This window comes from Methyloglobulus sp. (genome assembly GCF_964779595.1).
Genome location: NZ_CBAROL010000006.1, coordinates 28,573 through 51,162 on the forward strand (window position 1 = coordinate 28,573; position 22,590 = coordinate 51,162).

A 22,590-nucleotide genomic window follows, 5' to 3' on the forward strand; every position below is an offset into this window, starting at 1 on the left:
GTACAAGACACAGATTCTGAGGACGAAAAGGTGCAGCTAACATCTTTCGGTAACCATGCTCGTTGAATTAAGGAATCTCTAAGAACCTGCTCAAGATCTACTGCGCCGCCGCCATTTGCGGTTGGGCGGTACTCGCAATCCTCATTTACAGCAAGTAAACTCCGGTTGCTGCGCTCCGTCCGCCCACAACTGACGACTGCTCGTGACGATCTTGAACAGGTTCTAAGCAAGTTGATTCCGTTCAAGGTTCGACAAGATCAACGCGAACGGAATCAACTTATCCTGAGTTATGTTTACAAACTCCGGTAAAGCATCAAATACTGCTCCGCACTGTGTCGCCAGGAAAAATCTATTGTCATAGCATTGGTCTGGATGCTTGCCCAGATTTTTTTGTCGCTATAAAGCAGCATGGCGCGTTTGACTGCTTCCAACAGTGAACTGGCACTGGCATCGTTAAAGACAAAGCCGGTGGCGGTTTGGTCGGCAATCGTTTCGGGCAAGGTATCGGTAACTGTATCGGCCAAGCCACCGGTTTTCCTGACGATAGGTAAGGTACCGTAACGTTGGCTGTACATTTGGTTTAAACCACAGGGTTCAAAGCGCGACGGCATGAGGAAAACATCCGAGCCAGCTTCAATCAAATGTGCCAAAGATTCATCATAACCCAAGGTAACTGCCATCTGGTCAGGATAAACATGCGCCAAGTTTTGTAAGCGTTGCTCAAAAGCTTTGTCACCCGAACCCAGCAACACTAGCTGCATGGGCATGGACAGCATATCGGGCAGGCAGTCGATAATCAGGTCTATGCCTTTTTGCTCTACAAGTCGCCCTATTAAGCCAAATAAGGGGATGTGATCGTTTACGGGCAAAACGAATCGGCGCTGTAATTCAGACTTGTTATATTGCTTTTCAGCTAACGATGCGACATGGTAATGCTGGGGGATAAAGGGGTCAGATTCTGGATTCCAGACTTCAAGATCAATGCCGTTGAGGATGCCAGTCAGTATATCTTTTTTATGCCTTAGCAAGCCCTCCAAACCGTAACCGAAGGTTGCGGTTTGGATTTCCTGTGCGTAAGTCGGGCTGACTGTGGTGATGCAGTCAGCATACACCAAGCCGCCTTTGATGAAGGACAGCATATTATAAAACTCTAACCCTTCTGGATGCCATAACTGACCGGGCAGGTTTAAGCTTTGGGTGCTTTCTGCGGGGAATAAACCTTGGTAGGCTAAATTATGGATGGTGAACACAGAAGCTGGTCGGCGTGGCTCTAACGATAAGAAGGCCGGCACCAAGCCACTTTGCCAATCATTACAATGGACTATATCGGGCTGCCAGTCCACTCCAGCCCTGTCCATAGCGACTTCCACAGCAATTCGGCAGAACAGTGCAAAACGGTCAGCATTATCCAACCAAGGTTCGCCGAGTTCATCTAAATACGGATTGCCTGGACGATTGTAGAATTCAGGGTAATCGACCAGCCAGACCTTAACTTGGCTATCGGGCATTTGCGTTTCAAGTAGGCTCACATCACGGTTATCAACTCGTAAAGAACACAGAAACCGTAAATCTCCACTGGTTTTTATGGCCTGATAATTCGGCAGTATCAAGCGCACGTCTTGACCCAATTCAGCTAAGGCTTTAGGCAGACTGCCCGAAACATCGGCAAGCCCACCGGTTTTTATCAGAGGATGGGCTTCACTGGTGACAAACAATATTTTTTTCATAGATGATTCTTGGCGATCATTTAACTAAGGATTGGGCGTAAGATCACTGATTATAGCGAACTTCTGATTTACAATATCTAAGGTTTCAGGATAACCGCTCCTAAAGGCGGCAAGGATAAGCAAATCGAATTTTCCTGGTTCATCCAGGGAACTGGCTCTGATAGCACCGCGCCATTGCCAACGTTACTGCCATCATAATATTTGGAGTCGGAATTGAATATCTCCGTGTAAACTCCCGCTTTAGGTACGCCTATACGATAACTTTCTCTGGCTACAGGGGTGAAATTAAGCACGATACATAAATCTTCCTGCTCACTTTTACGGCGATAACTTATGATGGATTGCTGCACGTCATGGCAATCAATCCATTCAAAACCATTATGGTCAAAATCATGGTGATGCAAAGCCGGATGCGCTCTGTACAAGTGGTTTAAGTCTTTCACTAGCGTTTGGATACCGTGATGATGAGGGTAATCCAACACATACCAGTCCAATGCTTTGTTAAAATTCCATTCCGTACCCTGACCAAATTCACAGCCCATGAACAACAATTTCTTGCCGGGATAAGTAAACATAAACGCCAATAAAAGTCGTAGATTAGCAAACCGTTGCCATTCATCACCGGGCATTTTATTTAGCAAAGAACCTTTGCCGTGAACGACCTCATCATGCGAAAAAGGTAAGGTGAAATTTTCCGTGAACGCATAGAGCATACCGAAGGTGAGCTGGTCATGATGATACTTACGATGTACGGATTCCTGGCTCATATAAGCCAGCACATCGTGCATCCAGCCCATATTCCACTTCATGGAAAAGCCTAAGCCCCCAGTCCACGTAGGTCGGGTGACTTGCGGCCAGGACGTGGATTCCTCCGCCATAATGACAGTTCCAGGGTGCTGGTCGTGGGTCACGGCATTCAATTCCCTTAGAAAATCAATGGCTTCCAGATTTTCCCGTCCGCCATAACGGTTAGGAATCCAATCTCCTGCTTCACGCGAATAATCCAGATACAACATGGAAGCGACGGCATCGACGCGTAAGCCATCAAGATGGAATTCTTCCAGCCAAAAAACCGCACTTGCCAATAAGAAGTTTTTGACTTCGTTACGACCGTAATTGTAAATTAACGTCCCCCAATCGCGATGCTCTCCTTTGCGGGGGTCTTCGTGTTCGTATAAGGCACTGCCATCAAAACGAGCCAGGCCAAAGGCATCTTTAGGGAAATGTGCAGGTACCCAATCCAGGATCACGCCTATGTTGTTCTGATGAAAAGTATCGACGAAATAGCGGAAATCGTCCGGCGATCCAAAACGGCTGGTTGGCGCAAAATATCCCGTGGTTTGATAACCCCAGGAAGCATCAAGCGGATGCTCGGTAATGGGCAGCAGTTCAATATGGGTAAAGCCCAGTTGCTTTACATACTCGACCAATTGGTCTGCCAGCTCGCGGTAGTTAAGGAAATTGCCCAGTTTATCGCGCCGCCATGAACCCAGATGGACTTCGTAGATGGACATGGGTGTGTGCAACCAATTACTGCTGGTACGTTCCTTAAGCCACTGGTGGTCAAACCATTCGTAACTATTTTCATCAACAACAATCGATGAAGTATTGGGGCGAAATTCAAACTGCTGACCATAAGGATCGGTTTTCAATAGCACTTCGTTGCTAAAGCGGTTTAGTATTTCAAATTTATAGAGACAGCCCGTTGTTAGTCCTGGGATAAACAATTCCCACAAGCCACCGCCGCCCAAACTACGCATGGGGTGACAACGGCCATCCCAGTGATTGAAATCGCCCACCACGCTGACCCGCCCAGCACTGGGTGCCCAAACCGTGAACAAAACACCGTCGATGCTATCTGTATTATGGAGGTGTCCGCCCAGTTTTTGATAAACATGCCAATGTTTGCCTTCACCAAACAGGTGCTGGTCAAATTCAGGTAACTGCACCGGAAAATCGTAAGGATCGTAATCTATGTGGGTATTACCGCTTTTATCTGTCCAGGATAATTGGTAATGTTGAGGTAATTGTTCCTTGCCAAGTACATATTCAAAAAAATCGGTATCAGTTATCCGAACAAAATCCGCACCATTATGGGTCAGTTGAACTTTCTCTGCGTAAGGCAGGTAAACTTTGATATGCGTAGTACTATTTTTGTCGGTAAGGTGACGACCTAAGACCGCAAACGGGTCATGATGTCTGGCCTCGGCAATCTTGGTAGATTCCACATCCAGTGTGTTGATAGATGGTTTTTTCACCTTATGTTCGCCTCAATGTAGTAAAATTGTTTCCAACCCATAGTACCAAAAAAACACTTGCTCTGCGTCTATTCAAACCAAGCGCGAACTCAGGAGATAAATCATGTCAGAACGTCATATCAGTCACCTAACCCGAAATACCATTGCACTTATCCTGGCGGGTGGTCGTGGCTCACGTTTAATGAACATGACTGATTGGCGAGCCAAACCCGCCGTGCCGTTTGGCGGAAAGTTCCGCATCATAGATTTTCCCTTATCCAACTGCATGAATTCAGGTATTCGCAAGATAGGCATTTTAACCCAATATAAGGCTCACTCCTTAATTCTTCACATTCAGCAAGGCTGGGGATTTTTGCGCGGTGAATTTGGCGAGTACGTCGAATTGTTTCCCGCCCAGCAACGGCATGATGAAGATTCCTGGTACAAAGGCACGGCAGATGCGGTGTTCCAAAACATTGACATCCTGCGGACGCGGCATCCCAAGCATATTTTGGTGTTGGCTGGTGATCACATTTACAAAATGGATTACGGCGCGATGCTCGCTGACCACGTTAAAAAGAATGCTGACTTAACAATAGGTTGTATAGAAGTATCGCTAGAAGAGGCCGCAGCTTTCGGCGTAATGGATGTCGATGAGAATCGCAGTGTTAGGGCATTTGTGGAAAAACCTGCCAATCCACCAGTCATGCCAGGGCGTACCGACACTGCGCTGGCTTCGATGGGGATTTATATATTTAATGCCGATTTTTTGTACGAGCAATTAATTAAAGATGCCGATACCAAAGGCTCAACTCGTGACTTTGGCAAGGATATTATCCCGTCGGTTATCGAAAAGTACTTGGTTAATGCTTACCCTTTCCTGGATTTGCAAACGGGTGGACAAAGTTACTGGCGCGATGTGGGTACGATTGATGCCTACTGGTCTGCTAATATGGAGTTGATCGGCGTTAATCCAGAACTGAATTTATACGATAAAACTTGGCCGATCTGGACGTATCAAGAACAAAATCCACCCGCAAAATTTGTTTTTGATGATGAAGATCGCCGAGGAATCGCTATTGATTCAATGGTTTCAGGGGGGTGTGTTATTTCTGGCGCTACAGTGCGGCATTCCTTGTTATTTTCAAATGTCAGGGTAAATTCGTTTTCTACTGTGCAAGATAGCGTGGTGCTACCTGATACCACCATAGGTAGTCATTGTCGTATTACCAAGGCGATAATAGAAAAAGGCTGCGAAGTACCAGAAGGTACGGTGATTGGTGAAAACTTGGAAGAAGATAAGAAAAAATATCACGTCAGCTCAAACGGGGTGGTTTTGGTATCCCCCGATATGTTAGGACAAAAATTGCGCTATGTCAGATAAAGAGCCGTTAAATTAAAGAATATGGAAAAAAATAAATTGAAGTTAGTATTGTGCTGGCACATGCACCAGCCTGAATACCGTGATTTGCACACAGGAACATTCAAGTTGCCGTGGACGTATCTGCATGTTATCAAAGATTATATGGATATGGCAGCACATCTGGAAGCCGTACCCAATGCAAAAGCAGTGGTCAATTTTGCGCCGATTTTGCTGGAGCAAATTGAAGAATATGCCAAGCAGGTTAGCGGCTACTTACATGACCGCATAGCCATCACCGATCCTTTGCTGGCAGCATTGGTTGACCCCAGCATACCAACATCGCCAGAAGACCGTATGAAACTGGTGAAAGATTGCTTACGGGCAAACCAGGAACGGCAAATCAACCGATACCCTGCTTATAAGCGACTGGCAACAATGGCTGAGTGGTTGGAAAAAAACTACGATTCCCTGGATTATGTGAATTCCCAGTTCATTTGTGACATTCTCGTTTGGTATCACCTCGCTTGGATGGGGGAAACCTTAAAGTTAACCGATAATCGAATAAAATACCTTATCGAAAAAGCCAGCGATTACACCTTGCATGACCGAATTGAAATACTGGAAATCATTGGTGAGCAGCTTTCTACGGTGATTTGTCGCTACAAAGCGTTAGCAAAAAAAGGTCAAATTGAGCTTTCGGTAACGCCTTACGCCCATCCCATCATGCCGCTGTTGCTGGATTTGAATTCCACCCATGAAGCTATGCCGACTGCGCCATTACCGGATTTAAAAGCGTATCCTGGCGGTGAAGAAAGAATTCACTGGCATCTTGAAAAAGGCGTACACACCTTTAAACGGTTTTTCGGTTTTGCACCAGAAGGTTGTTGGCCTTCCGAAGGCAGTATCAGTGACAAAACCCTAAAAATACTGGGTGATTTCGGGTTTAAATGGACTGCCAGCGGCGGTTCTGTACTGCATAACAGCCTGCTGTTGCCGGAAAATGAAAAACCAATCAGCTTGCATTATCCCTTTAAGCTAAAGAAAACCACTATTCCCTGTTTTTTCAGGGATGATGGCTTATCTGACTTGATTGGCTTCGAATATTCAAAGTGGCATGCGGATGATGCCGTTGGTGATTTGATTAAGCATCTGGAGACGATTGCCGCCAATGAGCAGGAAGGTTCGGTGGTTTCCATTATTATGGACGGTGAAAATGCCTGGGAATATTTCCCTGATAATGGCTATTATTTTCTGAGTGCTTTGTATAAGCGTTTAGCAATACATCCTGCCATTGAACTCACGACCTTTTCCGACTGCTTGAAAAATAAGGTAGAGGTTAAACCGTTGAATCGACTGGTTGCTGGTAGTTGGGTCTATGGGACGTTTTCGACTTGGATAGGTGACACCGATAAGAATCGCGGTTGGGATATGTTGGGCGATGTGAAGTGGGCTTTCGATAAAGCCATTTCAGCGAAACGCTTGACCGATAAGCAGATCAAGGTAGCCGAGATTCAACTGGCTGTATGTGAAGGTTCTGACTGGTTTTGGTGGTTTGGTGATTACAATCCTGGCGAAGCCGTCAGTAATTTTGAAAAGCAATTCCGCTTGAATTTGGCTAATTTATACCGCTTATTAGGCGAAAAACCACCTGCTTATCTAGCATTGTCTTTTACGCAAGGTTTTGGTGCGCCTGCAATGGGTGGGGCGATGCGACCTGGAGCAAAAGAATAATCCTTCAGAATAACCAAGGAATTTAGGGATGTCTGCTATTTTAAACAAACGACGTGCAGGTATCCTACTGCATATTACCTCGCTCCCTGGCTCAGGTGCAGTTGGAGATTTAGGGCAGGAAGCTTACGGTTTCGTAAGATTTCTACATGATACCGGCATTACTGTCTGGCAAACGCTGCCTTTAGGTATCACCCACGCAGACCTCTCCCCGTATCAATGCCTGTCAGCTCATGCGGGTAATCCCGAATTAATCAGCGTTGATTGGTTATGTAAACAAGGCTGGCTGAGATTGGCTGAACTTTCTACGGAATCAAAATCCGCTTTCGATTACCCAAAAAGCTATCTGCTGACCAAGGCATTTCATGGCTTTTTGGTACATGCCGATGAAGGCTATAAAAATGATTTTGCTGATTTTTGTCAGGCTAAAGCGTTCTGGCTGGATGATTTTGCCCTGTTTATGACACTTCGGGAGGAATTTAAACAGCAATGTTGGAATCAGTGGCCTGAGCATTTTAAGAATCGGGAATTAAAAGCTTTGCAGGAAGCACGTCGGCGATTAAAACCACAAATCGACTGCATCAAATTCCAACAATACGTGTTTTTCCGGCAGTGGTTAGAGCTAAAAGCTTATGCCACCCAGCACGGTGTGTTACTTTTTGGCGACATTCCTATTTTTGTATCTTACGATAGCGCCGATGTTTGGGCAAACCGCGACGTGTTCAAACTGGATGATGATGGTGAAATGCTGGTTGTAGCCGGTGTGCCGCCGGACTATTTTTCCGCAACCGGACAGCGTTGGGGCAATCCGCACTTTAACTGGCATTATTTACAGAAAACCAGCTTTCATTGGTGGATTGATCGTCTGCAAACCCAATTGGAATTATTTGATATTCTGCGTATCGACCATTTTCGTGGCCTGGAAGCCGCTTGGGAAATTCCTGCAACAGAGGAAACCGCCATCAATGGGCAATGGGTAAAAGCACCGGGAAAAGCCTTGCTAAGTGCGATCAAGGTAGCGTTGGGGGATATTCCCTTGGTAGCAGAAGACTTAGGTATTATTACCCCAGAAGTCGAAGTACTACGCGATGAATTTAATCTGCCAGGCATGAAGATACTGCAATTTGCCTTTGGTGACGGCTCAGATAATCCCTATCTACCTTCTAACTACGTCTCAAACTGTGTTGCTTATACCGGAACTCACGACAACGATACGACATTAGGTTGGTCGGAAAATCTCACCACCGAGGAGCAAGACAAAATTTACGATTACCTGGGCAATCCACAGACTTCAATACATTGTGCTTTGATCCATGCTGCATTAGGTTCTGTTGCCAATCTTGCCGTTATCCCGATGCAGGATATTCTGGAACTGGGTTCAGAACACCGGATGAACACGCCAGGAACGACCACAGGCAATTGGACGTGGCGTTTTCACTGGGATCAGGTAACGCCTGAGCGGTCAGATAGGCTAAAACATCTTATTAGATTGTTTAATCGGCAAGTGTGATTTTGGTCTTGTCAACAAATCTGCTTGCCTCCTAAGTTTTTCGTTATTCAGCCAATACAATCTCTAATTCACACCTATTACTCAATTAGCTATTGCTGGATGGGGTGTTGCTGGTTAAACTCCCACAATCGCCATAAAACAACACAAGGATAACCATGAAAACACCCGCCCACATAGCGGTAACAGGTGCAGCAGGCAACATTAGCTATTCCTTGCTGTTTAGGCTGGCAGCAGGCGAATTATTAGGTCCTGAGCAACCTATCATCCTGCATTTGTTGGAAATTACCCCTGCATTGAAAGCTTTGGAAGGTGTCGTTATGGAATTAAGCGATTGCGCTAATCCCTTGCTGCATCGTGTTGAAATAACCGATGATCCTTATAAGGCCTTTAAAAAAGTCGATTACGCCTTTTTGGTAGGCGCACGTCCAAGAGGCGCAGGTATGGAACGTAATGACTTGCTGACGGTTAATGCCGAGATATTTGCTGCACAAGGCAAAGCACTCAATGAAGTGGCAAATAGGAATGTTAAAGTGCTGGTAACAGGCAATCCCGCCAACACCAATGCGCTTATTGCACTGCGGAATGCACCGGATTTAAAACCGGAAAATTTCTCCGCCATGAGCAGGCTTGACCACAACCGCGCTTTAAGCCAATTGGCGGAAAAATGCGGTGTACTCACAAAAGATGTCAAAAATGTGATTATCTGGGGCAATCATTCCGCCACCCAATATCCAGATATTCATCATGCTGAAGTCAAAGGTTTGGATGCGTTATCCTTAGTGGAATACGATTGGTTTGTTAACGACTTCATCCCTAAAGTGCAGCAACGCGGCACGGAAATTATCAACGCCCGTGGACAGTCCAGTGCCGCATCGGCAGCGAATGCGGCGGTAGACCAAATGCGAAACTGGGCTTTAGGCACAGACGAAGGCCAATGGGTGAGCATGGGCATCCCGTCTGACGGCAGTTACGGCATTGAACAAGGCTTGGTTTATTCGTTTCCCGTGCTGGTAAAAAACGGTGAAATCTCTGTAGTCAAAGGGCTGGACATCAACGAATTCAGCCTAGCAAAGATGCAAGTAACGGAAGCTGAATTAAAAGAGGAGCGGGATATTGTTAGGCATTTGCTTTAATTAGCACCAGTAAATTGATTTGGATACAAGCCAATCAGGCTTAGCCATAATGAAAACAATCAATTACGTAATCGTTATCCTAGGCTTGCTCACCACTTTCAATGCCATTGCAACAACAAACCCGCAATGTGTCGATGTCGCCATAGAACAGGCGAAAAGACTGGGTAAATTTCACGGCGTAGATTTAGCAATTGATAGCAAGGTAAAAGAGCTTCCCGCCATTAGCAATCCGGCATACAAAAAACAGAAGTTTCAAGTCCTTGAGTTGTGGGGTTCGCAATACAAAGGAAATTACCGAATACGTTTGATTTACTTCCACATCAAAGCAGAATGCCTATTGATGGGGCAAGAAATTTTGGAGTATGCCAAACCTTAATGCGTAGCCCGATTTTTGATTATATCCTCAACCACAGCCGGATCGGCTAGGGTTGAGGTGTCACCCAGATTATCGAGTTCATTGGCGGCGACTTTACGTAAGATGCGGCGCATAATTTTGCCGGACCGGGTTTTCGGCAAGCCTGTTGCCCATTGGATAACATCTGGCGTGGCTATCGCGCCGATTTCATGCCTGACCAGCTTGATTAGCTCTTTCCTCAGTTCTTCACTTGGCGTTACCCCTGCATTTAAGGTGACGTAAGCATAAATGCCCTGACCTTTGATGTCATGCGGATAGCCTACCACAGCGGCTTCGGCGACGTTCTCGTGCAGCACCAGCGCACTTTCTACTTCTGCCGTGCCTAACCTGTGGCCTGATACGTTGATGACATCATCCACCCGTCCGGTAATCCAGTAATAACCATCCTCATCGCGCCGTGCGCCATCGCCAGCAAAATAATAACCGGGATAAGCCTTAAAATAGGTATCCACAAAACGTTGATGATCGCCGTAAATCGTCCGTGCCTGACCAGGCCAAGGCATTCCGATAACCAAAATCCCGGTTGCCTCGCCGACCATGATTTTACCCTCGCCGTCCATAATCTCAGGCTGTACACCAAAAAAAGGCAAGGTTGCAGAACCCGGTTTCAACGGGGTTACGCCAGGTAAAGGTGTAATCAAAATACCGCCAGTTTCGGTCTGCCACCAAGTGTCCATAATGGGACAGCGACCATCACCAACTACGTGATAGTACCATTCCCATGCTTCTGGATTGATTGGCTCGCCGACACTGCCGAGAATCCTAAGACTGCTGCGGTCTGTACGGGTGACAAAATCATTGCCTTGCGCCATCAATGCGCGAATGGCGGTGGGTGCCGTATAGAAAATATTGACTTGATGCTTGTCAATCACCCGCCAGAACCGGTCGGCTTCGGGATAAGTGGGGACTCCCTCGAACATCAGGGTAGTTGCACCATTGCATAAGGGGCCGTAGATCATGTAAGAATGCCCAGTAACCCAGCCTATATCGGCGGTACACCAGTAAATATCGCCGTCATGATAGTCGAATACGTATTTATGGGTGATTGCCGCAAACAGCAAGTAACCGCCCGTGGTATGCAACACGCCTTTCGGTTTGCCTGTTGAACCGGACGTGTAGAGGATGAACAAGGGATCTTCAGCATCCATCTCTTCAGGTGGGCAAACATCTGAAGCTGCCGCCATCGCTTCGTGATACCAGATATTTCGTCTTTCATCCCAAGCTACAGGATTCGCCGTATTTTTAATGACGATAACCTTGTTTACACCTGAGCAATGCGCTATTGCCTGATCGACATTCGCTTTAATGGGGACGACCTTACCACCGCGATAACCCTCATCGGCACACACCACCACCTTACAATCGGCATCCAGGATGCGATCTTTCAATGCTTCGGCAGAAAACCCCCCAAATACCACAGAATGCACAGCGCCTATGCGGGTACACGCTAGCATGACGACTGCCGCTTCGGCAATCATAGGCAAATAAATACACACGCGGTCGCCTTTTTTTACGCCCTGGTTTTTCAGTACGTTAGCAAATTTGCAGACTTGTTGGTGTAATTCCTTGTAGGTGATTTTCTGGTCATGCTCAGGATTATCCCCTTCCCAGATAATGGCAACCTGGTCGCCACGCTGGGCCAAGTGCCGATCCAGGCAGTTAACACTAACATTCAGTTTACCGCCTTCAAACCAGCGGATAAAGCCTTTGGGGTAGTCGTATTCCATGACAGTATGCCAAGGTTGACTCCAATCCAGGAACTGCTCAGCCTGTTCTGCCCAGAATTGTTCCGGTTCTTCTATTGAACGGCGATAGAGGGCTTGGTATTCAGCCTGATTGATGTTCACGGTTGCAGCGATTTCTGGTTTAACGGCATAGAGTTTGGCTTCGGACATATAGTTACTCAGTTTTTATCTGTATGGTTTTACAAGTTTAACTCTTGATTTGGGCAAATCGGTAATCCATACCATTATCATACACATGGCATATCTTATGGATTGATGGCACGGCACAAAGCCAAAGCATCAGGACACCAATTTGCAATCGCCCAAGCCAACAGTTCATTAACTGTAGCACCATTAAGTTCATCAAGCGGATTTTGCTTAAGCAACACCAGCAAGTCAAAGAGTGTTTGATTAGGGGCTTTGGTATCGACTGCCGTTGCCAGGGTTTGTTTACTGAGTTTATAGCCGTGGTGATCGACGATAACAGGCACGTGCATGTAATCGGGCGTAGGAAAACTCAATAGTTGTTGAAGATAGATTTGCTTAGGCGTTTCTTCGAGTAAATCACAACCGCGCACGACGCGGTTAACGCCTTGCAGATAATCATCGACTGCAACGGCAAATTGATAAGCGATAATGCCGTCTTTGCGTTTTAAAATGAAGTCGCCATGTTGCTCTGCCAAGTTATGGCTAACTGTGCCTTGCAATTCGTCATTGAAAGATAAGGTGCAATCGCTAGTTTTGATGCGGATGGCATGAGGCGTATCAGGGGAAATTGATTTATGTCGGCAAATACCGGGATAAATACTGTGTTTGGTATTGGGGCTTTCGTCAGGGGGCAAGTGAGCCAATAATTTGCGGCTGCAAATACAACGATAAGTAAGCTGGTTTTGCGCCAGCTTTGCTAAAAAAGCGGCGTAATCGTCAAGATGTTGGCTTTGGTAGTGAACGCTACTGTCCCAATGCAGACCGAAAGCCTCCAGGGTTTTTAAGATAGCGGCAACTGAGCCATCTTTATTGCGCGGCAAATCAAGATCATCAATCCTGAGCAGCCATTTACCCTGTCGGGAACGGGCATCAAGATAACTGGCAAGTGCCGTGAATAAAGAGCCGAGGTGTAGCGACCCTGTAGGTGAGGGGGCAAACCGCTCGGTATAAATGTCTTGACCGGGCTTAAGTAGAGGTGGGATCAGTATTAACCCATCTGTTTTTCACGAATTTCATCGAGCGTCTTGCAGTCGATACATAAGGTTGCAGTCGGCCTTGCTTCCAGGCGACGTATGCCTATTTCGATACCGCACGACTCACAAAAGCCGTAGCTACCGGATTCAATCTCTTTAAGGGCTTCATCAATTTTTTTGATGAGCTTGCGTTCACGGTCACGCGCCCGCAGTTCCAGGCTGAATTCTGATTCCTGGGTGGCACGGTCATTCGGATCGGGGAAATTGGCAGCATCATCCTGCATGTGATGGACGGTGCGATCAACCTCCTTCATCAATTCCACTTTCCAATTGTTAAGGATGGTCTCAAAATGCTTTAATTGAGCATCATCCATGTATTCTTCGCCTTCCTTTTCAACGTAAGGCTTAAAACTGAAAGGCGACATACCCGCTCTGGGATTATCGGTCATTCAAGAACTCCTAAATGGCAAACTAAATAAACCGCGCATTTTTAGCAGAATAGTCAGCAGTTAGCAAGGATTATTGCTATGATTTTGGACAATAAAACCAAACCTGCCTTTATGACGAGTCTATTAGCAAAACGTACAGCCGATATTGCACCCTTTTATGTTATGGAGATATTGTGTCGTGCGAAGGAATTGGAAAGCCAGGGGTGCGATATTATCCACATGGAAATCGGCGAACCCGATTTTCCTACCCAGCAAACTATCATAGATGCTGGCATCAAACACCTGCAAACGGGTGACATCAAATACACGCCTGCCGCTGGCTTGCCGGAATTACGGGAAAAAATTGCGGCTTTTTATCAAACCCGTTATGCGGTAACTGTCGATAAGGAACGCATATTCGTAACGCCTGGTGCATCTGGGGCGTTTTTGTTGGCACTGGGTGTCAGCCTCAATCCTGGCGATGAAATCTTGATGGCTGACCCTTGTTATCCCTGTAACAGCAATTTTATCAAGTTGTTTGAAGGCAAAGCGACAACCCTGCCTGTCGATGCGACAACGAATTATCAATTAACTGCTAAGTTAATCAGGCAACATTGGTCGCCAGCGACAAAAGGTGTGTTGCTTGCCTCGCCATCAAATCCAACAGGCACAGTGGTTGAACTACAAAAGCTCAAAAAAATGCTTCATGCCGTTAAGCAGTTGGGCGGCTGTTTTTATTCGGATGAGATTTACCACGGTCTAGTTTACGGCAAGAGCGCGCACACTGCGCTGGAATATGCTGATAATGTTTTTGTTATCAACAGCTTTTCCAAATATTTTGGCATGACGGGCTGGCGAATCGGCTGGTTAATCGTTCCCGATGAATTTGTGGAAGCCACAGAAATGCTGGCACAAAATATATTTATTGCCACCCCAACGCTGTCGCAATATGCAGCATTGGCGGCTTTTGATATGCTTACCCTTCGTGAATTGGAAAAAAGGCGAGTCGAATTTTCCGCTAGAAGAGATTATCTTTATGACGCACTAATAAAATTAGGCTTTGAAATTCCCGTCAAACCCGACGGCGCTTTTTATATTTACGCTAATTGCGCGAAATTTACCGACGACAGCTATCAATTCGCGTTAGAATTTTTAGAAGCAGAAGGCGTTGCCATAACCCCAGGAAAAGATTTTGGTAGCTATCAAGCCCATCATCATTTGCGCTTTGCCTATACGACCACTATCGAACGCATGGCAGTTGCTATGCAACGATTAGAACACTTTATTAGCCGGATTTAACAAGAAGAGGATAACCATGCCCATTAAACAACTCTCTGCCACCGAATTAAAAACTAAACTTCAGGATAAAGAGCAGTTCTTCCTGCTTGACGTAAGAGAGCCGAATGAATTTGAGTTTGCCCATATCGACGGCAGTGTTTTGATACCGCTAAACCAAATTCCACAAAGGTTGCAGGAACTTGATATGGATCAGGAGGTTGTGCTGATTTGCCATCATGGTATGCGTAGTATGCAAGCCGCCAACTTTCTTACGCAGGTCGGTTTTAAGAATATCAGTAATCTGGTTGGCGGTATTGATGCGTGGTCGATTGAATGTGATAGTTCGGTGGCGAGATATTAGTTGGATTTACACGTTTGGGTTGAATTCGCTTCTTAACTAAACAATGGCATTCGAATCGCTTAATACTTCAGGTAGCATCATCGCCATTTTTGTTGCCCCAACCAGACACGCTGAACAATTAGCTGTTGAATCCGTGCAACTGAAAACAGGGAAAGGCGTGGTTGGTGACCGATTTTTTGGCTTTAGCCAAAAAATTCCTGGTCGAAATATCACTCTTATCGAGGTAGAAGTGATTGATGGGTTTAATAGAGCCTATCAACAATCCATCGAACTCAACGCTACCCGACGTAATTTTGTTACGAGGGACATTCGATTGAATGAATTGGTCGGCAAGACCTTCCGCGTAGGTGATGTGTTATGCAGAGGCATAGAATTGTGTGAGCCCTGCCGTGTGCTGGCACGGCAACTGCCGCAGGACTCATTAACACAAGCACAAATCATCAGGGCTTTTACAAACAAAGGTGGCTTACGGGCCGATGTGTTATCTGACGGTGTTGTGCGATTGGGCGATTGCTGCGTGGTGGATGATAAGCAATGCCGCTAAAGTTAAGAAAGTAAAATCCCTCTCCTGTTGGATTCCTACATGGACAGATATTTGCTCCTGCAATATCTGCATTCACCACATCCATGTGGATTATGTAGGTTAGTAGAGCAACCCAGGAGCAGTTGCCGAGAGGATTGGGGTGAGGGGGTTAAAATCAACTGTTTAAATCCCCCTCATTCTAACCTTAGCGGCGCAGGTTCCATACCTGCTACTGCACTTCCGCCATCCCTGGCAGTCGTCCCCCAAAGGGAGAAGGGACTAAATCGCCTAAATGCCAAGCCAAGTACCGAGCTAACCTACAACGCCCTGGTTTTCTCGCGCTGCACTTCAAGATTTTTAAGCGATGAGCGCAAATCTGCCAATTTCGCTTTTTCTTTTTCGATAACGTCCGCAGGTGCTTTATCCACAAAAGCCGGATTGTTCAGCTTGCCTTCGGCTCTGGGCAGTTCGTTGTTAATTTTCTGGATTTCCTTGTCCAATCGCGCTAATTCTGCCGCTTTGTCTATCAAACCGGCCATGGGTATCAAAATTTTCAGGTTTCCGGCTAAAGCCATCGCCGATTCCGGTGCTGTCTCACCATTGCCTAAACAAGCAATAGATTCTATGCGGCCTAGTTTTTGTAGATAGATTTTATTATTAGTCAAATATTGCTGGTCTTGCTCAGAAACATCCTGCAATAAAACAGGCAGCGGTTTTCCGAGCGCAATATTCATCTCGCCACGGATACGGCGAACCCCTAAGATAAAATTCATCAGCCAATCCATTTCGGTGACAACATCAGGATCATTTTGAGAGTCATCGACACTGGGATAGGGTTGCAACATGATGGTTTCGCCCTGAATACCAGCAAGCGGCGCGACTGTTTGCCAGATTTCTTCCGTAATGTACGGCATGATCGGGTGCGACAAGCGCAATAATTTTTCCAACACGGTTAATAAGGTTTTGCGTGTGCCGTGTTGTAAAGCCGCATCGTCAGATTGCAATGAAATTTTGGCTAATTCTAGATACCAGTCGCAAAATTCGTTCCAGGTAAAGTCGTAGATTGCTTGTGCCGCCAAGTCAAAACGGTAAGTGTCGATAGATTGGCTAGTCGTCGCAATTACCTGATTTAAGCGAGTATTGATCCAGCGATCAGGGACAGAAAACTGAAGGCTGAGGACTGAGGACTGATTACTATCTTGGCATCTGTCTTCCGTCAACTGTCCTCTGTCCTCTGAAACATTCATCAAAACAAAACGTGCCGCATTCCACAGCTTGTTGCAGAAATTGCGGTAGCCTTCCACCCGTCCCATGTCGAACTTAATATCTCGCCCTGTGGAAGCCAGCGAAGCAAACGTGAAACGCAGTGCATCACAACCGTAAGGTGCTATACCGTCGGGGAATTCCTTGCGGGTGCGCTTGTCGATTTTCTCCGCCATTTGTGGCTGCATCAATCCGCTGGTGCGTTTCGCCACCAGTTCATCAAGGCTAATGCCGTCGATAATGTCCAATGGATCAAGTACATTGCCTTTGGACTTGGACATCTTCTGGCCTTCGGCATCGCGCACCAAGCCATGCACGTAGACGTTCTTGAACGGCACTTGCGGCGTGCCATCTTCATGCTTCATGAAGTGCATGGTCATCATAATCATCCGCGCCACCCAGAAGAAAATGATGTCGAAACCTGTCACCAACACATCGGTGGGGTGGAAGGTTTTGAGTTCCGGTGTTTGCTCCGGCCACCCCAAGGTGGAAAATGTCCATAAACCTGATGAAAACCAGGTATCCAATACATCTTCATCCTGACGTAGGGCAGTCTCGGCAGTTAGCGCATATTTTGTACGCACTTCCGCTTCATCGCGGCCTACGTAGACTTTGCCATTATTATCGTACCAAGCCGGAATGCGGTGCCCCCACCAGAGTTGCCGCGAGATGCACCAGTCCTTAATATCCCGCATCCATGAGAAATATAGGTTTTCATACTGCTGCGGCACGAACTTGATGTCGCCGTCTTCCACGGCTTTGATTGCCGGTTTCGCCAGTTCTTTCGCGTTCACGTACCACTGGTCGGTCAGCCACGGTTCGATGACCACGCCGGAACGGTCGCCGCGCGGCACTTTCAAGGTATGGGGATCGATTTTTTCCAGCAGCCCCAGGCTTTCAATTTCTGCGACAATTTTCTTACGTGCTTCAAAACGATCTAGTCCAGCATAGGCTTCCGGTGCTTTTTCACCGTGCGTACTGGCATAACCTTCAAACGTTAATACGGTGAATTCGCTAACAATTTTGGCATCAAGATCCAGTACGTTAATCAGCGGAAGATTGTGGCGTTTGCCCACCTCGTAATCGTTGAAATCGTGGGCTGGCGTAATCTTGACGCAACCCGTACCGAATTCAGGATCAACGTAATCATCAGCGATAATAGGGATTTCACGATGGGTAATCGGCAGTAAAATCGTCTTTCCAATCAAATGCTGATAACGATCATCATTAGGATTAACCGCCACCGCCGTATCGCCGAGCATGGTTTCTGGACGGGTGGTTGCAACAACAAGATGCCCAGAGCCATCAGCAAGTGGATAACGGAAGTACCACATCGAACCTTTTTCTTCTTCGCTGACTACTTCCAAATCGGAAATTGCGGTATGCAACTTCGGATCCCAATTGACCAAACGCTTACCGCGATAGATCAGACCGTCGTCGTACAATTGCACGAAGGCTTCCTGCACCGCTTTGGATAAGCCTTCATCCATCGTGAAACGCTCACGCGTCCAATCCACCGACGAACCCAAACGCCGCAACTGGCGGGTAATCGTGCCACCGGATTCTGCTTTCCATTCCCACACCTTTTCCAGAAACTTGTCCCGACCTAAGTCATGGCGGGTTAACCCTTCGCCCGCCAATTGCCGCTCCACCACCATTTGCGTCGCAATCCCAGCATGGTCCGTACCCACCTGCCATAAGGTATTCCGTCCTTGCATCCGATGGTAACGGATCAGCGCATCCATAATCGTGTTGTTAAAGCCATGCCCCATGTGCAAACTGCCCGTCACATTGGGCGGCGGAATCATAATGCAGTATGGCTCACCTTGACCTGAAGGCGCGAAATAGCCTTTGGCTTCCCAATTTTTGTACAGACGTTGTTCGATGTCGTGCGGTGCGTAAGTTTTTTCCATGTAGCGTGTTGTTGTATTAATATGAAAGTTGAAGCATTTTAACAGACACGTCTGAATTGCTTTTGAAATGTTAAAAGATTTTCCTAAGGTTGCAAGCATGATCTGGAAATCAGAATGACATCTGGATGAGCGCGTACACAATCAACAAAGCCCTAAAACTTGTACAATAGCGTGTTATGGCTAAAAAATTCGATAGTGTTTTAAATCTGTAAAATGATGTACGGCGGAGTGACAAACCTAGGTTTGTCACACCAAAATACACGCGACTCACAGGCATGAGGTCGGTCAATTCATTAAAAATACAGGTTTATCCCACTACCATAGATTCAATGTGGCGAAGATGGCAATAACTCACTTCGCTATTTAATAAGAAAAACGAGGAATAAGATGAAATACGATGTGATAGATGCACAAATATCGCCTGATGGTCGATTGGAAGTGCTTTCCAGGCAAGAAGTCAGCAAGTTGCTGGACAGCAGCCAAGGAGGGCTGTACCAAATCTTCCGAAATTGCGCGTTGGCGGTTTTGAACTGCGGCAGCGAGATGGATGATGGTAAGGAATTGCTGGAGCGTTATCCCGATTTTGCCATACGTGTCGTGCAGGAACAGCGCGGCATTAAGTTGGAGCTAAAAAGCGCGCCCGCACACGCTTTTGTCGATGGACACATGATTAAAGGTATCAACGAACATCTGTTTGCGGTAGTAAGAGACATTATTTATGTGAATGATGAGGTCAATCATAACTCACACTTTGATCTCGAAACCTCTAACGGTATCAGTAATGCCGTGTTCCACATCCTCCGTAACGCCAATATTTTGCGCCCGATGGCTAACCCCAAGCTGGTCGTGTGCTGGGGTGGGCATTCTATTAATCGCAAAGAATACGATTACACCAAACACGTCGGGCATGAAATGGGTTTGCGCGGCTTGGATATTTGCACCGGTTGCGGCCCTGGCGCGATGAAGGGCCAGATGAAGGGCGCAACCATCGGTCATGCCAAGCAACGCATCAAAAACGGACAGTATTTGGGCATCACCGAGCCTGGGATTATTGCGGCGGAATCGCCCAACCCCATTGTCAACGACTTGGTGATTTTGCCGGATATTGAAAAACGTCTGGAAGCCTTTGTCCGCACTGGTCACGGCATTGTGGTATTCCCCGGCGGCGCAGGCACGGCTGAGGAAATCCTATATATATTGGGCATTTTGCTCCATCCCGATAACAAGGATATGCCGTTTCCATTGATTTTTTCTGGCCCTGATAGCGCGAAAACGTATTTCGAGCAAATTGACAGCTTTATCTCAGCCACGTTGGGAGAAGAGGCGCAACGTAGATACCAAATTATCATCGACGACCCTGCATCGGTTGCGCGTGAAATGCAGGCGGGTATCAGCCAAGTCAGGGCGTTTCGTAAGCAACACGGCGATGCTTATTATTTCAACTGGCTATTAAAGATAGACCCCGTTTTTCAAGAACCTTTCAACCCGACCCACGACAGCATGAAAGCCCTAGCCTTACACAGCAATCAAGAAAAACACCTGCTCGCCGCCAACCTGCGGCGCGCTTTTTCAGGCATTGTTGCAGGTAATGTTAAAGATTCCGGCATACGTGCTATCGAACAATACGGCCACTTTGAAATTAACGGCGATAGTCACATCATGACCTTGATGGATACTTTGCTGGCCTCGTTCGTCGCACAGCATCGGATGAAATTACCAGGGAAAAAGTACTCGCCGTGTTATCGGATAGTTACTTGATGAATGGTTGATAATAACTTTTATCAAGAAGACTGATGGTGAGTTGTGGTGGGCAATGCCAGATTTTCTTGTTCTGCCGCGTATAGTCTGCGCTTTAATTTAGCTTCTCGTTTGGCTATCAACGCTTTGGCGGCATCTGTACCGATGTGGGTTTCGCCGCGTTGTTTAGCCAATCCCATCTGTTTTTCACGTTGTGCAAAACGCAATTTTTGTTCTGGCGACTTTTTGTCGTAACAATGTGGGCAACTTACGCCTTTTTCATAGGTATTGCTGGCTTTGTCAGCTTCGGTTATCGGCATACGACAGGCGTTGCACTGGTCGTAACCGCCTTTTTCCAGCTTGAGGTTAACCGTTACCCGTTCATCAAACACAAAACATTCCCCTTGCCATAAGGTTTCTTGTTCAGGCACTTCTTCCAGATATTTCAGGATGCCGCCTTTGAGATGATAGACTTCTTCAAAGCCTTGTTCTTTAAGATAAGCCGTTGATTTTTCACAGCGAATGCCGCCAGTGCAAAACATGGCGACTTTTTTGTGTTTTACTGGATCAAGATGATCTTTTACGTACTGGGGAAATTCCCTGAAACTTTCGGTGCTGGGGTTGATGGCGTTTTTAAACGTGCCGACTTGATATTCGTAATCGTTGCGTGTGTCGATAAGTAGGACTTCAGGGTCTGAAATCAAGCTGTTCCAATCTTTAGGAGCAACATAAGTACCCACGACCTGTTTAGGGTCAATACCTTCAATGCCCATCGTGACGATTTCGTTTTTGAGCTTTACTTTGGTGCGGTTGAAAGGCGGGATGTCGGTGAAAGATTCTTTGCAGTCAAGCCCTGCCAAGCGCGGATCTGATTTTAGCCAATTTACTACCGTATCAACTGCAAATCGTGAGCCTGCAATTGTGCCATTGATGCCTTCACGAGCAAGCAAAAGCGTTCCTCTAACTTGGTTATTGTCCATAACATCAAACAAAGGCTGCCGCAATTGTTGGTAATCGGGCAATTCAACAAATTTGTACAGGGCGCAAACAACTATTTGGGGCATTGCTGGGTAAATCTTTTTTAAAATTAAGTGGATAAAACGAGGATGACTAAGTGCTTACATTTGCGATTGCAGATAATTTTGGATGCCAATGTTACCTATTAACTCAAACTGAGTTTCCAGCCAATCAACATGTTCTTCTTCATTTTCAAGGATATGCTGAAAAACTTCGCGGGAAATATAGTCTTTTATCTGCTCGCAGTAGGCGATGGCTTCTCTGAGCGGCGGAATGGCTTCAAGTTCCAGTTTTAAGTCGCACTTCAGCATTTCTTCTGGATTTTCGCCAATCCTAAGCTTGCCAAGATTTTGCAGATTGGGCAGTCCTTCAAGAAAAAGTATGCGCTCAATCAACTGATCGGCATGTTTCATTTCATCGATGGATTCGTGATATTCCTTCTCATTAAGCTTGCTAAAGCCCCAGTTTTTGTACATTCTGGCGTGTAAGAAGTACTGGTTGACCGCCGTCAATTCATTGGTCAGGGCAGTATTGAGGAATTCTATAACTTTAGGGTCACCTTTCATCGGTCTATCTCGCTAGCTGATTAAGCTGCGAGTATAGAGGGATTTGCGTTATTTTGCATCAAGGTTTGATTACGGCTGTGGTCATTCAGCAGTTCTTTTACATCGGGATTGCACTTGCCGCAACTACCACCGACACCTAAACATTTGAACAGCTCACGCTGAGATCTCAGGCCTTCGTCAATGGCTTGCTTAATTTGGGTATCCGTTACTGCCTTGCAAACGCATACGTACATGGAAATTTCCTGACTAGCTAAATGTTATGCTAATGATAACAATTCTCATTAATAAGTCAAGAGGGCAATAGCATTATTTTTGAGAGCTTGGTCGCAATTTAGCCAAAGAGCTTGAAAGCTGAATACACTAATGTTGATTAAAAACATAAGTTAGCTGCGTAAAAACACTATAATTGCACCCATTTTGTTGATTTTAGGTAGGGCTTGATCCACATAAATGGATTATGGGGGAAATATTAACTGATTGTTCTAT

The 22,590-nt window shown here is 46.2% G+C and carries 18 protein-coding genes; 9 read left to right on the forward strand and 9 right to left on the reverse strand.

What is annotated here, in order from left to right:
- Positions 1-293: 293 nt before the first annotated feature.
- A complete protein-coding gene (glgA, locus tag AC1YY3_RS03935; RefSeq protein WP_481824049.1) occupies positions 294-1,727 on the reverse strand; it encodes a glycogen synthase GlgA in 1,434 nt (477 codons plus the stop codon).
- Positions 1,728-1,804: 77 nt separating this feature from the next.
- Complete coding sequence (gene glgB, locus AC1YY3_RS03940) at positions 1,805-3,985, reverse strand: 1,4-alpha-glucan branching protein GlgB (protein WP_481824050.1); 2,181 nt, start codon at positions 3,983-3,985, stop codon at positions 1,805-1,807.
- A gap of 103 nt (positions 3,986-4,088) precedes the next feature.
- Here glgB and glgC point away from each other — a divergent pair, with 103 nt between their 5' ends.
- The 5 genes from glgC (at position 4,089) to AC1YY3_RS03965 (ending at position 10,074) form a co-directional block, all read left to right on the forward strand.
- Positions 4,089-5,348, forward strand: a complete 1,260-nt coding sequence (gene glgC, locus AC1YY3_RS03945; protein ID WP_481824051.1) for a glucose-1-phosphate adenylyltransferase — start codon at positions 4,089-4,091, stop codon at positions 5,346-5,348.
- A gap of 21 nt (positions 5,349-5,369) precedes the next feature.
- Positions 5,370-7,058 (forward strand): glycoside hydrolase family 57 protein, encoded by a 1,689-nt coding sequence (locus tag AC1YY3_RS03950; RefSeq protein ID WP_481824052.1) that lies wholly within the window; start codon positions 5,370-5,372, stop codon positions 7,056-7,058.
- Between the two features lie 28 nt (positions 7,059-7,086).
- On the forward strand, positions 7,087-8,565 hold the full coding sequence (gene malQ / locus AC1YY3_RS03955) for a 4-alpha-glucanotransferase (protein ID WP_481824053.1): 1,479 nt from the start codon (positions 7,087-7,089) through the stop codon (positions 8,563-8,565).
- Between the two features lie 155 nt (positions 8,566-8,720).
- Complete coding sequence (locus AC1YY3_RS03960) at positions 8,721-9,698, forward strand: malate dehydrogenase (protein WP_481824054.1); 978 nt, start codon at positions 8,721-8,723, stop codon at positions 9,696-9,698.
- A gap of 49 nt (positions 9,699-9,747) precedes the next feature.
- Positions 9,748-10,074 (forward strand): hypothetical protein, encoded by a 327-nt coding sequence (locus AC1YY3_RS03965; protein WP_481824055.1) that lies wholly within the window; start codon positions 9,748-9,750, stop codon positions 10,072-10,074.
- On the opposite strand, the gene acs is transcribed toward AC1YY3_RS03965, so the two are convergent.
- The 3 genes from acs to dksA form a co-directional block, all read right to left on the reverse strand.
- Complete coding sequence (acs, locus tag AC1YY3_RS03970) at positions 10,071-12,008, reverse strand: acetate--CoA ligase (protein WP_481824056.1); 1,938 nt, start codon at positions 12,006-12,008, stop codon at positions 10,071-10,073. The genes AC1YY3_RS03965 and acs overlap by 4 nt on opposite strands.
- Positions 12,009-12,103: 95 nt before the next feature.
- The gene (gene gluQRS, locus AC1YY3_RS03975) at positions 12,104-13,033 is read right to left on the reverse strand and encodes a tRNA glutamyl-Q(34) synthetase GluQRS (protein WP_481824074.1); all 930 of its coding nucleotides are present in this window, start codon (positions 13,031-13,033) and stop codon (positions 12,104-12,106) included.
- Positions 13,033-13,467: an RNA polymerase-binding protein DksA gene (gene dksA / locus AC1YY3_RS03980; RefSeq protein WP_481824057.1), complete on the reverse strand. Its 435-nt coding sequence runs from the start codon at positions 13,465-13,467 to the stop codon at positions 13,033-13,035. The genes gluQRS and dksA overlap by 1 nt, the downstream gene beginning before the upstream one ends.
- Positions 13,468-13,578: 111 nt before the next feature.
- Between dksA and AC1YY3_RS03985 the strand changes: the two genes are divergently transcribed.
- From AC1YY3_RS03985 to AC1YY3_RS03995, 3 genes are read left to right on the forward strand one after another with little or no spacing between them, the layout of a single operon-like run.
- Positions 13,579-14,745, forward strand: a complete 1,167-nt coding sequence (locus AC1YY3_RS03985; RefSeq protein WP_481824075.1) for a pyridoxal phosphate-dependent aminotransferase — start codon at positions 13,579-13,581, stop codon at positions 14,743-14,745.
- A gap of 16 nt (positions 14,746-14,761) precedes the next feature.
- Entirely contained in the window at positions 14,762-15,085 is a 324-nt protein-coding gene (locus tag AC1YY3_RS03990; RefSeq protein ID WP_481824058.1) for a rhodanese-like domain-containing protein, read from the forward strand.
- Between the two features lie 43 nt (positions 15,086-15,128).
- Positions 15,129-15,629: an MOSC domain-containing protein gene (locus AC1YY3_RS03995; protein ID WP_481824059.1), complete on the forward strand. Its 501-nt coding sequence runs from the start codon at positions 15,129-15,131 to the stop codon at positions 15,627-15,629.
- A 296-nt stretch (positions 15,630-15,925) separates the two neighbouring features.
- Here AC1YY3_RS03995 and AC1YY3_RS04000 read toward each other — a convergent pair whose 3' ends face one another.
- Complete coding sequence (locus AC1YY3_RS04000) at positions 15,926-18,784, reverse strand: valine--tRNA ligase (protein ID WP_482194331.1); 2,859 nt, start codon at positions 18,782-18,784, stop codon at positions 15,926-15,928.
- Between the two features lie 387 nt (positions 18,785-19,171).
- On the opposite strand from AC1YY3_RS04000, the gene ppnN reads away from it, so the two are divergent.
- On the forward strand, positions 19,172-20,542 hold the full coding sequence (gene ppnN / locus AC1YY3_RS04005) for a nucleotide 5'-monophosphate nucleosidase PpnN (protein ID WP_482194332.1): 1,371 nt from the start codon (positions 19,172-19,174) through the stop codon (positions 20,540-20,542).
- A 23-nt stretch (positions 20,543-20,565) separates the two neighbouring features.
- Here ppnN and trhO read toward each other — a convergent pair whose 3' ends face one another.
- From trhO to AC1YY3_RS04020, 3 genes are read right to left on the reverse strand one after another with little or no spacing between them, the layout of a single operon-like run.
- A complete protein-coding gene (gene trhO, locus AC1YY3_RS04010; protein WP_481824062.1) occupies positions 20,566-21,585 on the reverse strand; it encodes an oxygen-dependent tRNA uridine(34) hydroxylase TrhO in 1,020 nt (339 codons plus the stop codon).
- Between the two features lie 54 nt (positions 21,586-21,639).
- Complete coding sequence (gene bfr, locus AC1YY3_RS04015; protein ID WP_481824063.1) at positions 21,640-22,104, reverse strand: bacterioferritin; 465 nt, start codon at positions 22,102-22,104, stop codon at positions 21,640-21,642.
- Positions 22,105-22,124: 20 nt separating this feature from the next.
- Positions 22,125-22,337 carry a (2Fe-2S)-binding protein gene (locus tag AC1YY3_RS04020; protein WP_481824064.1) on the reverse strand — a complete coding sequence of 71 codons (213 nt, stop codon included), beginning with the start codon at positions 22,335-22,337 and terminating at the stop codon, positions 22,125-22,127.
- Between the last annotated feature and the right edge of the window lie 253 nt (positions 22,338-22,590).